We start from the raw sequence: 13,411 nt of genomic DNA, 5'->3' as shown, positions 1-13,411 counted from the left end.
GCAGACGCTACGAAGTGCGCTACCTGAAACCCGACGGCACCAAGGGCGGTAAGCGCGGATTCGAACGCAAACGCGACGCTGAACGCTGGCTCGCCGAAGTCGAATCCTCGCGCGCCAGGGGCGCCTACGTCGATCCCAAGGCCGCGAAGGTGACGGTCGATGCCCTCGGCGAGACATGGCTTGAGGCAAAGTTGCATTCGATGAAGCCCTCGTCCTTCGCGCCGGTGCTGACAGCCTGGAGACTGCGAGTCCAGCCAACCTGGGGGCGCTGGGAAGTGGGAGACATCCGCCACACCGACGTACGTGCATGGGTGGCCAGACTGTCCAGCGAGACTGGCGCCACGGTGACGATCCGAACGTTCGGCGTGCTCGCCAGCATCCTCGACGATGCAGTCTTCGATGGCCGGATTCCCAACAATCCTGCCCGCATGGGGCGCGTCGGGCTGCCGAAGAAAACCCGAGGCCGTCACGGATACCTGACCCATCAAGAGGTCATCCGACTCGCCCAGGCCTCCGGCGAGCGGAAGCTCCTGGTCCTCGTGCTCGCTTATACCGGTATCCGCTGGGGCGAGGCCACAGCCCTGCGCGTGCGCGACCTGGACCTCGCACGCGGCCGGCTGCACATCACCGCGAACGCCGTCGAAGTACACGGCAAGATTCACGAGGGCACACCTAAGTCGCACAAGGGTCGCCTCGTACCGATCCCCCGTTTCCTCGTCGAGGAGCTCCGAGGCGCTCTTCAGGACCGACCCCGGGATGCGCTGGTCTTCCCCGGCAAAGACGGCCAATTCATGCGCCGCACCCGTTCGGACGAAGGCTCCAAGTCTTGGTTCAAGACCGCACTTACGAAAGCCGAGCTGCCGAACATGACAACGCACGACCTACGCCACACGGCCGCGTCCCTCGCCGTGCAGGCCGGCGCAAACGTCAAGACCGTCCAACGAATGCTTGGGCACACGTCTGCCGCCATGACACTCGACGTCTACTCAGACCTCTTTGACAGCGACCTAGACTCAGTCTCGGAAGCCCTCGACACCGCCGCCGGCCGAGCGGGCGTTGCTTCGCTGTTCACCGGCTCCGACCCCACATCTAACAGCTAAGCCGACCGCTGGCACGGGCCGCGGCCGAAGGTCACGCCAACGTGCGTCCGTCGCGAGACGCAAACAGGGCTTCAGCGCGTGCGTCGACGTTCGCCCTCCGACGCATTCCAAGAGGCGTTTTTCGCAAACGGGACGCAAATGGGACGCAAATCGTGTTCCTATGGTAAACCTATGGCCCGCGATCCCAGTGTTTACAAGGGATCGCGGGCCAGGAAGTCTGGCGGAGACGGAGGGATTTGAACCCTCGGTCCCCGTAAGGGGACTCCACCTTAGCAGGGTGGTGCACTAGGCCTGACTATGCGACGTCTCCAGGCATCCACGGCACCGAAGCGCCTGAATGCACCCGGCAATCATAACCGCTGACGCCCGCGGAGACGAACCGCGGGCGCCGACGGGACGATCAGCCGAAGACGTTACCGGCCGAGCACGTCTCCTGCGCAGCGGTCGAACCGGGGATCGAGTCCGGAAGAACCGCGGAGGTCTCAGTCGGCTCGGGCGTCGGCTCACCCGACGCCTCTGTGGTCGGCTCCTCCGTGGGCTCTGCGGGCGCCTCGGTCTCCTCAGTGACCGGCTCCTCGATGATCACACCACCGGTGTCGTTGGGGTCGCTTGTCAGCGTGAGCGACTGATTCGCCTCGAGCGCGGCCCACAGCGCATCGGCGGCCTCATAGTTCGGCACAACGCGGTTGGGGTCAGACGGGTCGTCGTACACGGGGTACTGCACGAAGACCATCTCGTCGAAGGGCACATCCTTCACCGCGAGCGCGATCTGCACGAGCGTCATCGGGTTCGTGAGGCTCTGGCTGGGAGTGACGTTGTCGACCGCAGTGGTCGCGAGCTGCAGCAGCGTCGACGGGTTCGACAGCACCTCGTCGCTGACGAGCTTGCGCGCGAGCGACGACATGTACTGCTGCTGGTTGCTGATGCGCGCCAGGTCGCTGCCGTTCTCCAGACCGTGACGAGTGCGCAGGAACTGCAGCGCCTCCACACCCTGGATGTTGCGGGTTCCCGCCGGCCAGTCGATGCCCGTATACCGGTCCTGGATGCCACCGTTGCCGATGCAGACGTCGACTCCCCCGATCGCATCGGTGATGTTGATCACGTTGCCGAAGCTCACCTTGGCGGCGAACGGGATGTTCATGCCACTGAGCTCGGAGATGGTCTTCGCGACACAGTTGAGGCCGCCGTAGGAGTACGCGCTGTTGATCTGCTGCCTGCTCATCGCCGACGACACCGAGCCGTCCTCATCCGTGCACTCGGGGATGGGCACCATCAGGTCACGCGGGAAGGAGATGACTGTGACACGTCGCGGCTCATCGGAGATGTGGACCAGGAGATTGACGTCGTTGAGCTGCCCCTCGGCATCGGCTCCCGTGCAGCGATCGCCGAACAGGTAGGCATACTCCGCCTCGCACTCGTCCGTGCCGACGACGAGCATGTTGACGCCACCTTCGATCGCACCGATGTCGGGCGGCACGGCATCCTGACCCTCGAGAGCGACCGCCTCGTCGGCGAAGCTCGCCGTGATGTCGTAGGCGGTGTAAGCAGCGACGCCCGCACCCGCGACGAAGACGACGGCGGCGACGATACCGATGATCTTCGCCAGCAGACCGGCGGGATGCGGCGACTTCAGCTCGCCGTGTCGTGCGACGGTGCGCCGACCACGCTTGCTCTGACTCACTCGGATCCTCTCGGGTGTCGCCCACCGCTCGTCGGCGCGCTCCCGGGTGCGGATCGCGCCGACCACGATGCTGTGGCGGAGGGTGTGGGATTCGAACCCACGGGACATCGCTGCCCACTGGTTTTCAAGACCAGCTCCATCGGCCGCTCGGACAACCCTCCCGACGAGGCCGCCGCAGCGGCATCCGTCGAACGGCGTCGAGTCTAGCCGACGGCGCTTTGCCGATATTCTCGCAACGGGTTCTGTGGATGCACTGAACGGCACGCGGATGTGGACGGCGCTCGATATCCACAGCCGTCGACCGCCTCCGAAGCGATGTCGGAGGTATGTTCTAGTGTCTTGAGCATGGACATCGACCCCGACGAGTGGCTCGACGAAGGCGACACGCCGCCCGTCGACATCCCCGTCTCGGTGCTCATGGAGGCAGCCGCCGAGCAGCCCGACGAGCTCGACGACGTGCTCGACCTCACCCACACGATGATGCAGTTCGTCGCTCAACGGTATGCCGCGATCGATGGGATGCGACGCCGCGCCGTCGACGAGGCGACGGCCTTCAGCGTCGACCTGGCCTCGGTCGCTTTCCGATCCGTGCGTCTCGAGCTGGCCGCCGCACTGCGCGTCTCGGAGTACGTCGCGGAGGCGATGCTCCGTCACGCCGAAGCCTTGGTGCATCGCTATCCCGAGGTGTGGCACTCCCTGCACGCCGGCCGCATCGACGACGATAAGAGCCACGTGCTGGTCGGCGGGCTCGACGAGGTCGGCACCGAGGCTGCCGCGCTTCTTCTCCCCGAGGCGTTGGACGCCGCTGAGAACCTCCAGATCGGTCCCTTCCGGCGCACGCTGCGCCGGCTCATCGAGACCCACCGCGCGAGCACCCTCGAGGAGCGCCACGAGCAGGCGCTTGAGCAGCGCCGTGTCGTGCTGGAAACGCTTGGCGACGGAATGGCGTGGCTCGGCGCCCACATGCCCGCCGTCGAGGCACAGGCGATTCACCAGCGCCTGACCGCGATGGGCAAAGCGATCACCGCGGCCGAAGGCGAAGAACGCACGCTCGATCAGGTACGCGCCGACGTTTTCGGAGACCTCCTCATCGACGGCACGACGGATCACGTGTCGCCAGACGTGCGCGGAATCCGTGCGACGGTCGTGGTGACGGTACCGGCTCTCTCCCTGCTGGAAGACGAACAACCGGCCGGGGCGGAGCCCGCAACGGTCGAAGGACTCGGGCCGATCCCCCACTCCAAGGCTCGCGAACTGTGCGGCGGAGCACGTGAATGGATGCGCGTGCTCACCCACCCCGAGACCGGCGCCGTGCTGTCCTTCGGCCGCGATCGGTACCGGCCGCCGAAAGTCCTTCGCGACATCGTGAAATGGCGCGCCGGGCGATGCATGGGTCCCGGTTGCGGGATGCCGGCAGAGCGATGCGAGATCGACCACTCGATCGCGTGGGAAGACGGCGGGTCGACCGAGCTGGCAAACCTTCATCCGCTGTGCAAGGGCCACCACACCCTCAAACACCACGGCGGATGGAACCTGCACCACTGCGACGACGGCGACGTGATCTGGACCTCGCCGACCGGGCGAAGATACCGAGTCAGACCGGAACGGCGCGTGCCGATCTTCCGCCCCGACCCCGAGCCACCCGGGCCTCTCGCCGCGCCCTTCTGACCCGCGTTTCGTCTCGCTCCGCTCGCTCAACGACCCAAGGGCGGCCACGCGTGCTGCGTTTCGTCTCGCTCCGCTCGCTCAAGGACCCAGGGGCGCGGAGGGAGGAGCTCCCCTGGTCGTTGAGCGAGGAGCGAAGCGACGAGACGAAACGCGCCGAGCGAACGCGCCGGCTACAGCGCGCGCAGGGCGGCGGCGACGCCGCCCTCGTGCACGGGATCCGTCGAGCCGTTCGCGGCCGCACGCACCTCCTCGGGGCTCTGCCCCATCGCGATCGCGCGGCCACCGTTGCGCACCGCCCACTCGAACATGCCGATGTCATTGCGACCGTCACCGATGACGAGCACGTGCGCCGGATCGAACCCGAGCTCCGTGCGCACCATCTCCAGCGCGGTCCCCTTGTCGACACCCTGCGGCGCGATGTCGAGCCACGCGGTCCAGCCCACGGCGTACGACACCTCGTTCAGGCCGATGCGCTGCACGAGCTCCAGGAAGTCGCCGTCGGTGTTGTCCGGCGAGATCACGACCACCCGACTCACCGGCTTCGCGGCGAGTTCCTCGAACGGCACCCGATCCGCCTTCCCCAGGTTCCAGTCGTCGACGTAGTCGGTGTACAGCCGATGCCCGTCGGGCAGTTCGACCATGTAGTGCGCGTCGGGCAGGTGCTCGCGCAGCAGGGTCAGCACCTCGTGCGCGTCGAAGGACTCGGTGTGGTGCAGCGCATACTCGTGGGTGGCGGCATCCACCCGGCGAAGGATCGCCGCCCCGTTCGCGCACACCACGAAGTCCGGCGCGATGTCAAGCCTTCGGAGAATCGGCTTCGTCGCGTCCCAGCTGCGTCCGGTCGACAGCATCACCTCGTGCCCCGCGGCGACCGCGTGGGCGACCGCATCCACGACCCCCGGACTCATCGACTCGTCTTCGAGGATCACCGTGCCGTCGATGTCGAGAGCGATGAGGACACGCTCCGGAGTGCCCTCACCCCACACGCCTGCGCGCGCGAGCTCTTCGACCGTCGCCGCCGCATCGGATTCCGGCTCGACCTCGACCCCGCCGGGCTCGGGCAGCGCGTCCGAACTCACGCGATCGGCTCCATGACCTCGAGGCCGCCGAGGAAGGGTCTCAGCACCTCGGGCACGGTCACCGATCCGTCCTCGCGCTGATGTGTCTCCAGCAGCGCGACGATCCACCGCGTGGTCGCCAGCGTGCCGTTCAGCGTTGCGACCGTCTGCGTCTTGCCGCCCTCATCGACCGGAAGGCGGTGGCGGATATTGAGGCGACGCGCCTGATACGTCGTGCAGTTCGAGGTCGACGTCAGCTCGCGGTACGCGTCTTGGGTGGGCACCCACGCCTCGACGTCGAACTTGCGCGCCGCGCTCGAGCCCAGGTCGCCGGCCGCGACGTCGATCACGCGGTAGCTGAGACCGAGGTCCTGCAGCATCGCCTCCTGCATCTGCACGAGACGATCATGCTCGGCCTCGGCAGCATCCGGTGTCGTGTAGATGAACATCTCGAGCTTGTTGAACTGGTGCACCCGGATGATGCCGCGGGTGTCCTTGCCGTACGACCCGGCCTCGCGGCGGTAGCACGTCGACCAGCCGGCGTAGCGCTTGGCGCCCGCGGTCAGATCGAGGATCTCGTCCATGTGGTAGCCGGCCAGCGGAACCTCGCTCGTGCCGACGAGGTAGAGGTCGTCCTCCTCGAGGTGGTAGACCTCGGCGGCGTGCTGGCCGAGGAATCCGGTGCCGCGCATCACCTCGGGCCGCACGAGAGTCGGCGGGATGAGCGGGATGAAACCCGCCTGCAGCGCCCGGTCCAGCGCGAGGTTCATCAGCGCCATCTCGAGGCGCGCGCCGATGCCGGTGAGGAAGTAGAAACGACTCCCCGACACCTTGGTGCCGCGCTCCATGTCGATCGCGCCGAGCTTCTCGCCGAGTTCGAGGTGGTCCCGCGGCGTGAAGTCGAAGGTCGGCGGCTCACTGTGCGTCCGCAGCGTGACGAAGTCGTCTTCACCACCGGCCGGAACCCCGTCGATGATGATGTTCTCGACGGCGGCAAGTGCTTCGTCAGCCTGCTGCTCAGCCTCGGTGACGGCCCGCTGCGCCTGCTTGACCTTCTCGCTCAGCTCCTTGGCCTGAGCGACGAGGCCCGCCTTCTCGTCCTTGGGCGCCTGCGCGACGGCCTTGCCGTGGGCGTTCTGCTCGGCGCGGAGCTGCTCGAAGGTGGCGATGGCCGTTCGCCGCACCCGATCGGCTTCGAGCGCCGCATCCACCGTGTCTGCCGAGGAGCCACGGGCTTCCTGCGAGCGCTTGACCAGGTCGGGGTTCTCACGCAGCAGCACCGGATCGATCACGCGCCCAGTCTAATCAGCCGCCGACGACCGACCGACCGCGGTGATCCTCAGCCCGACAGCGCGGCACGCGCATCCGCGCCCCCTAGTGTGGTGCCCATGGCCCAGGCTTCGGACACGCCCCGAGAGCACGACGATCCTGCATCCGGCGCGCCCGACATCGTCGAAGCCGCGAAACCGGACGACGTCGCGCGGGAGCCCGAGGACATCGCGCCCGACACCGCCGACGGCGAAGGCGAAGCGCGCCGCGTCGACGAAGAGGGCGCCACCGAGCCCATGGGCGGTGGTGCGGAGCGCCCGGCCCCGAAGGCGGCCCTCGTGTACAACCCCATCAAGGTCGACCAGGATCGTCTGCGCAAGGCCGTCGCCCACGAGTCCGAGAAGGCCGGCTGGTCGGAGCCGCTGTTCTACGAGACGACCGTCGACGACCTCGGCGACGACGTCACCCGGCAGGCACTGAAGGCCGGCGCGACGACGGTGCTCGTCGCGGGAGGGGACGGCACCGTTCGCGCCGTCTCCGAAGCCATGGCGGGCACGGGGGTGCCGATGGCGATCATCCCGAGCGGCACCGGAAACCTGCTCGCCCGGAACCTCCGCCTCCCCCTCGACCGACCCGAGCCGATGATCCGCGCCGCGTTCACCGGAACGCAGGTCGCCATGGACATCGGCTTCGCGGTGCTCACCCGCGACGACGGGTCCACGAGCGAGCACGGCTTCGTGGTCATGGGGGGAATGGGCCTCGACGCGGCGATGATCGCCAACACGAACCCCGACCTGAAGAAGACCGTCGGGTGGGTCGCTTACGTCGACGGCGCGGCCCGGTCCCTCGCGAGCGCCAAGCCGTTCCGGGTGATGTACGAGATCCCCGGTCACAAGCTGCACGCTACGCGCGTGCAGTCGGTGCTCTTCGCCAACTGCGGTCGCCTGCCGGCGGGTCTCGACCTCATCCCCGAGGCGTCGATCAACGACGGCGCGCTCGACATCGTCGTGTTCCAGCCCAAGGGGCCGCTCGGATGGCTGCTCGTGTGGCGCCGCGTCGCGTGGGACAACAGCGTGCTGCGACGGTTCCGCGCCGGGCGCCGGGTGCTCCAACTGCGCACGAAGGACAGCGCGGTGCGCTACTCGCGGGGCGTCGGACTGCACGTCGGCGCCGGTGCCGCGCATCCGGTGCAGCTCGACGGCGACGAGTTCGGCGACGCCGTGCGGGCGGATGTGCGCATCGACGCCGGTGCCCTGACCATCGTCGTGCCGGCCGGCCACGACACCTCCCGCCTCTGACGCGCGTCGAAAGGCACGGCGGTCAGCAGCGCTCCGGCAGGGCCCGAACCTGCGGGCTGTCAAGACGCCGGAGCGATTCGCCCGGCGACGCTAGCGTCGGGGCATGGCAAGCCCCTCCCTCGTCTGGTTCCGTGACGATCTGCGTCTCGCCGATCACCCGGCTCTGCGCGCGGCCCTCGACCGCGACGAACCGATCGTGTGCGTCTACGTGCTCGACGAGGAGTCCGACGGGGTCAGGCCTCTCGGCGGCGCGGCCCGATGGTGGCTGCATCACAGCCTCGCGGAGCTTCGGGACCGCCTCGCCGACCGGGGGTCGGGACTCATCCTCCGTCGCGGAGCGGCCGGTCGCGTGATCCGCGACCTGGTCGACGAGATCGGAGCCGGTGCGGTGTTCTGGAACCGGCGCTACGGCGGCCCGGAACGGGACATCGACGCCGACCTCAAGGCCGACCTGCGCGACGGCGGCGTGGAGGTCGCGTCATTCGCGGCGAACGTGCTGTTCGAGCCGTGGACGGTGACGACGGGGGCCGGAAAGCACTTCTCCGTCTACACGCCGTTCTGGAACGCGTGTCAGGAGATGCCCGCGCCGCGCAAGCCGCTCCCGGAGCCGCGCGACGTGCCAGGACCGGGCCGCGCCCCGGCATCCGACGATCTCGACGACTGGGAGCTCCTCCCCACGCGGCCGGACTGGGCGGGTGGCCTGCGCGAGCGGTGGGAGCCGGGCGAGCTGGCGGCGAGACGACGGCTGCGCGAGTTCCTCGACGACGATCTCGGATCCTACGACGCCGCCCGCGACGAGCCGGCCGCCGGCGCGACGTCGCTGCTGTCTCCGCGGCTGAGATGGGGAGAGCTGAGTCCCTACACGATCTGGCACGACACGCTCGAGAACGCCGGCTCGGGTGCGCACGCCGCATCGGCTCACGGGTTCCTGTCGGAGGTGGGATGGCGGGAGTTCGCGTGGCACACGCTCTACCACTTCCCGAAACTCGCCGACAAGAACCTGCGATCGGAGTACGACGCGTTCCCCTGGCCTCGCCTGAAGCCGACGAATCTCGAAGCGTGGCAGCAGGGCCGTACGGGATTCCGCATGGTCGACGCCGGCATGAAGGAGCTGTGGGCGTCGGGATACATGCACAACCGCGTGCGCATGGTGACCGCATCCTTCCTCATCAAGAACCTGCTCATCGACTGGCGACACGGCGAGGAGTGGTTCTGGGACACCCTCGTCGACGCGGATGCGGCCAACAACCCGTTCAACTGGCAGTGGGTGGCCGGATCCGGGGCTGATGCGGCACCGTTCTTCCGGGTGTTCAACCCCGAACTGCAGGCGGACAAGTTCGACAAGACCGGGCAGTACGTGCGCGAGTGGGCGCCGGAGTACGCCGATGACACGGACGACGAGCCGGCCGAACCGATGGTCGACCTCAAGGAGACGCGCAAGAGGGCGCTCGACGCGTTCGACGTGGTCAAGCGCTCCCGCTGAACGCGCCTCGGGGGCGGGGAATGTCTCACCGTCGTCCTCCGTTGCCCCTGGGTATGACGACCGTGGGAACCATCGGATGACCAGCCCCGCCCTCTCGGTGCTCGATCTCGTCCCGGTCCGCACCGGCCAGACCTCCTCCGAGGCGATCGCCGCGAGCCTGCACCTGGTGTCACGCGCCGAGGAACTCGGCTACCGGCGCTACTGGTTCGCCGAGCACCACAACATGCCCGCCGTCGCCTCGACGACACCGCCCGTGCTGGCTGCTGCCGCCGCGGCGCGCACCGAGCGCATCCGGATCGGATCCGGCGGCGTCATGCTGCCCAACCACTCCCCCCTCGTGGTGGCCGAGCAGTTCGCCGCGCTCGAGGCCCTGGCGCCCGGACGCGTCGACCTCGGCATCGGCCGGGCGCCCGGTTCGGATCCGGTGATCACGCAGCTGCTGCGTCAGAGCGGGACGACGAGCGACGTGGAGCGGTTCCCCGAGCACGTGCGCGACATCCTCAACCTCGTCTCACCCGATGGCGCCGCGCTGCGCTTCACCTCCGGCGGCACGTACGACGTGCACGCGACGCCGGCGGCGACCGGTGCGCCGGAGGTGTGGCTGCTCGGGTCGAGCGACTACTCGGCGCAGCTGGCCGCCGCGCGCGGACTGCCCTACGTCTTCGCCAACCACTTCTCGGGCCAGGGGCTCGAGCGTGCGCTGGAGGTGTATCGCACGCAGTTCCAGCCCTCGGAGCACCTGGATGCGCCGCGCACGTTCCTCACGGTGAACGTCATCGCCGCCCCGACGCGGGAGGAGGCCGAGGAGCGGTCGCTGCCCAACCAGCGGATGATGGCGCGCCTGCGCATGAACAAGCCCCTGGTGGCGAACGAGACGGTGGAGCACGCGAAGGCGACGGCCGACGAGTTCGCCGGCATGGGCGAGACCATCATGGCCGCCGCCCGCGCGACGTGGATCGTCGGCACGGGCGACGAGGTCGCGGGAGAACTGCAGAGCCTCGCGGTGCGCCACGATGTGGATGAGGTCATGATCTCGCCCATCGCCGGTGCCTACGAGTCGGAGCCGCTGGAGACCTCCCCCGGCCGGGTCCAGACGCTCGAACTCGTCCACGCCGCCCGCGGCGCACTCGTCGCCTGATCCCGAACGCCTGATCCCGGCGCACGTCCCGAGCTCTCCTGACCGGAGCAGCTCGGCTCGATCTCGTTCACAACTCCTCAAGGCCGTCGCCGACAACGCCGATGAGCCTCCAAACGGCCGCACGTGAACAGTTCTTGAGGAGTTGTGGACGCGACCGAGCCAGCGGCACGAGCGCACCCCGGCGGTCGTGTGCTCACGCCCGGCCCACGAGCGTTTACTGCCTCGTCACAGGCGGAAATCGTGACGAAACGTGCGCGCAGAAGGATCGGGTAACGGGGCTCATTGCCGGCATCCCGACCCGGTCCCGTGACGACGACGCAGGACTCGACCCGGGGGAAGACGATGACGACGGTACGCGCAGCCATATCTCAGACGACCTGGACGGGCGACGTCGCATCCATGCTCGACCGGCACGAGAGTTTCGCTCGCGAAGCGGCCGCTCAGGGCGCGGATGTCATGTGCTTCCAGGAGCTGTTCTACGGCCCGTACTTCGGAATCACGCAGGAGAAGAAGTACTACCGGCTCGCCGAGCCCGTCGATGGGCCGATCGTGCAGCGATTCGCCGCCGTCGCCAAGGAGCTCGGGATGGTCATGGTGCTGCCCATCTACGAGGAGGCGCAGACGGGGGTCTACTACAACACGTCGGTGCTCGTCGACGCCGACGGCCGGGTGGTCGGCAGCTACCGCAAGAACCACCTCCCCCACGTCGAGAAGTTCTGGGAGAAGTTCTACTTCCGTCCCGGCAACCGCGGGTACCCGGTCTTCGACACGGCGATCGGGAAGGTCGGCATGTACATCTGCTACGACCGTCACTTCCCCGAGGGCTGGCGCGAACTCGGCCTGAACGGCGCTCACATCGTGTTCAACCCGAACGCGACCAAGCCGGGGCTCTCGAACCGCCTGTGGGAGATCGAGGGACCGGCGGCGGCCGTGGCGAACGGATACTTCGTGCTGCAGCCCAACCGCGTCGGGCGTGAAGACAACGAGTACGGCGAGGAAGCCGTCGACTTCTACGGCACGAGCCAGATCATCGACCCCCGAGGGAACTTCGTCGGCGACCGCGGCTCCGGCACCGAGGAGGAACTCCTCGTGCGCGATCTCGACATGGACATGGTCCAGCAGATGCGGGACGACTGGCAGTTCTTCCGAGACCGCCGGCCGGATACGTACGGAGACATCGTCGCTCCCTGACGTTCGTCTCGCTTCGCTCGCGCAACGACCTGGAACACAAGGAGACAGCGACATGGCAACCACACTCATCACGGGCGGGACCGTGGTCTCGGCGACCGGCCGGGGCGAAGCCGACGTGCTCATCGACGGCGAGAGGATCATCGCCGTCCTCGCGCCGGGATCGGTGCTCCTCGGCACGGACCTGGCCGGTTCCGTCGACACGGTCGTCGATGCCACCGGAAAGTACGTCATCCCCGGCGGGATCGACGCGCACACGCACATGCAGCTGCCCTTCGGCGGAACCTTCGCGTCGGACACGTTCGAGACGGGAACCCGCGCCGCCGCCTGGGGCGGCACCACCACGATCATCGACTTCGCGGTGCAGAAGTACGGCGAGCGCGTCCAGGACGGTCTTGCCCGCTGGCACGACCTCGCCGCCGGCAACTGCGCGATCGACTACGGCTTCCACCAGATCATCGGCGGTGTCGACGACGACTCCCTCGCCGCGATGCCGGCCCTCATCGACGAGGGGATCACGAGCTTCAAGCTCTTCATGGCCTATCCCGGCGTGTTCTATTCCGACGACGCGCAGATCCTCAAGGCGATGCAGGTCTCCGCCGATACGGGCCTGCTCACCATGATGCACGCCGAGAACGGGCCCGCCATCGACGTGCTGGCCGAGCAGCTCGTCGCCGCGGGGAACACCAGCCCGTTCTTCCACGGCAAGGCCCGCGCGTGGCAGATGGAGGAGGAGGCCACCCATCGGGCGATCATGCTCTCGCACCTCACCGGCGCGCCGCTCTATGTGGTGCACGTGAGCGCCAAGCAGGCCGTCGAGCAGCTCGCGTGGGCGCGCGACAACGGACAGAACGTGTTCGGCGAGACGTGCCCCCAGTACCTGTACCTGTCGCTCGAGGAGCAGCTCGGCGCCACGAGCGAAGAGTGGGGCGACTTCGAAGGCGCCAAATGGGTGTGCTCCACGCCGCTGCGATCGCACGAGGAGGGCCACCAGGACCACATGTGGCAGGCCCTGCGCACGAACGACCTTCAGATGGTCTCCACCGACCACTGCCCGTTCTGCATGAAGGACCAGAAGGAGCTCGGCCGCGAGGACTTCCGCGCGATCCCGAACGGGATCGGATCGGTCGAGCACCGCATGAACCTCATGTACCAGGGAGTCGTCACCGGGCGCCTCACCCTGGAGAGGTTCGTGGAGCTGACCTCGACGACCCCCGCTCGCATGTTCGGCCTCTATGGACGCAAGGGCGTCATCCAGCCCGGTGCCGATGCCGACATCGTCGTCTACGACCCGCGGGGGCACACCTCCATCGGCTACCACGAGAATCCCGACGGATCCCCCACGGGCAGAACCCATCACATGAACATGGATCACTCGGCATGGGAGGGGTACGAGATCGACGGACACGTCGACACCGTCATCTCCCGCGGACGGATCATCGTCGACGACGACCGCTACCTCGGCGCGGCCGGCGACGGTCAGTACCTCAAGCGCGGTCTGTCGCAGTACCTGGTGTGACCATGCAGT

At 67.9% G+C, this 13,411-nt stretch carries 10 protein-coding genes and 2 tRNA genes; 7 read left to right on the top strand and 5 right to left on the bottom strand.

All coding sequences use genetic code 11. The features are described 5' to 3' along the window. Positions 1–14 precede the first annotated feature (14 nt). Positions 15–1,100 carry a tyrosine-type recombinase/integrase gene (locus IM777_RS02585; protein WP_228480920.1) on the top strand — a complete coding sequence of 362 codons (1,086 nt, stop codon included), beginning with the start codon at positions 15–17 and terminating at the stop codon, positions 1,098–1,100. Positions 1,101–1,318: 218 nt separating this feature from the next. Here the strand turns inward: IM777_RS02585 and IM777_RS02580 are convergent. From IM777_RS02580 to IM777_RS02570, 3 genes are all read right to left on the bottom strand, one after another. After that, positions 1,319–1,410, bottom strand: a tRNA-Ser gene (locus IM777_RS02580). Positions 1,411–1,500: 90 nt separating this feature from the next. Next, positions 1,501–2,781 (bottom strand): LCP family protein, encoded by a 1,281-nt coding sequence (locus tag IM777_RS02575; protein WP_071044115.1) that lies wholly within the window; start codon positions 2,779–2,781, stop codon positions 1,501–1,503. 73 nt (positions 2,782–2,854) lie between these two features. Then, positions 2,855–2,942: transfer RNA gene (locus IM777_RS02570), tRNA-Ser, on the bottom strand. A gap of 109 nt (positions 2,943–3,051) precedes the next feature. On the opposite strand from IM777_RS02570, the gene IM777_RS02565 reads away from it, so the two are divergent. After that, the gene (locus tag IM777_RS02565) at positions 3,052–4,449 is read left to right on the top strand and encodes an HNH endonuclease signature motif containing protein (protein ID WP_228480919.1); all 1,398 of its coding nucleotides are present in this window, start codon (positions 3,052–3,054) and stop codon (positions 4,447–4,449) included. A gap of 170 nt (positions 4,450–4,619) precedes the next feature. On the opposite strand, the gene IM777_RS02560 is transcribed toward IM777_RS02565, so the two are convergent. Together IM777_RS02560 and serS are read right to left on the bottom strand one after the other, a co-directional pair. Beyond that, positions 4,620–5,528: an HAD family hydrolase gene (locus tag IM777_RS02560; protein WP_194384527.1), complete on the bottom strand. Its 909-nt coding sequence runs from the start codon at positions 5,526–5,528 to the stop codon at positions 4,620–4,622. Then, complete coding sequence (gene serS / locus IM777_RS02555; protein WP_194384526.1) at positions 5,525–6,799, bottom strand: serine--tRNA ligase; 1,275 nt, start codon at positions 6,797–6,799, stop codon at positions 5,525–5,527. Before serS ends, IM777_RS02560 begins: the two co-directional genes overlap by 4 nt. A gap of 96 nt (positions 6,800–6,895) precedes the next feature. Here serS and IM777_RS02550 point away from each other — a divergent pair, with 96 nt between their 5' ends. The 5 genes from IM777_RS02550 (at position 6,896) to hydA (ending at position 13,402) form a co-directional block, all read left to right on the top strand. After that, the gene (locus IM777_RS02550; RefSeq protein WP_194384525.1) at positions 6,896–8,074 is read left to right on the top strand and encodes a diacylglycerol kinase family protein; all 1,179 of its coding nucleotides are present in this window, start codon (positions 6,896–6,898) and stop codon (positions 8,072–8,074) included. 103 nt (positions 8,075–8,177) lie between these two features. Next, positions 8,178–9,557, top strand: coding sequence for a cryptochrome/photolyase family protein (locus tag IM777_RS02545; protein ID WP_194384524.1), 1,380 nt, complete (start codon positions 8,178–8,180; stop codon positions 9,555–9,557). A gap of 76 nt (positions 9,558–9,633) precedes the next feature. After that, entirely contained in the window at positions 9,634–10,695 is a 1,062-nt protein-coding gene (locus IM777_RS02540; RefSeq protein WP_194384523.1) for an LLM class flavin-dependent oxidoreductase, read from the top strand. Between the two features lie 342 nt (positions 10,696–11,037). Beyond that, the gene (locus tag IM777_RS02535; RefSeq protein WP_194384522.1) at positions 11,038–11,886 is read left to right on the top strand and encodes a nitrilase-related carbon-nitrogen hydrolase; all 849 of its coding nucleotides are present in this window, start codon (positions 11,038–11,040) and stop codon (positions 11,884–11,886) included. A gap of 52 nt (positions 11,887–11,938) precedes the next feature. After that, positions 11,939–13,402, top strand: coding sequence for a dihydropyrimidinase (gene hydA / locus IM777_RS02530; RefSeq protein ID WP_071044072.1), 1,464 nt, complete (start codon positions 11,939–11,941; stop codon positions 13,400–13,402). Positions 13,403–13,411 lie beyond the last annotated feature (9 nt).

This window comes from Microbacterium luteum, assembly GCF_015277875.1.
In the GTDB taxonomy this organism is placed as follows: domain Bacteria; phylum Actinomycetota; class Actinomycetes; order Actinomycetales; family Microbacteriaceae; genus Microbacterium; species Microbacterium luteum.
This window is presented reverse-complemented; position numbering and strand designations above follow the sequence as displayed.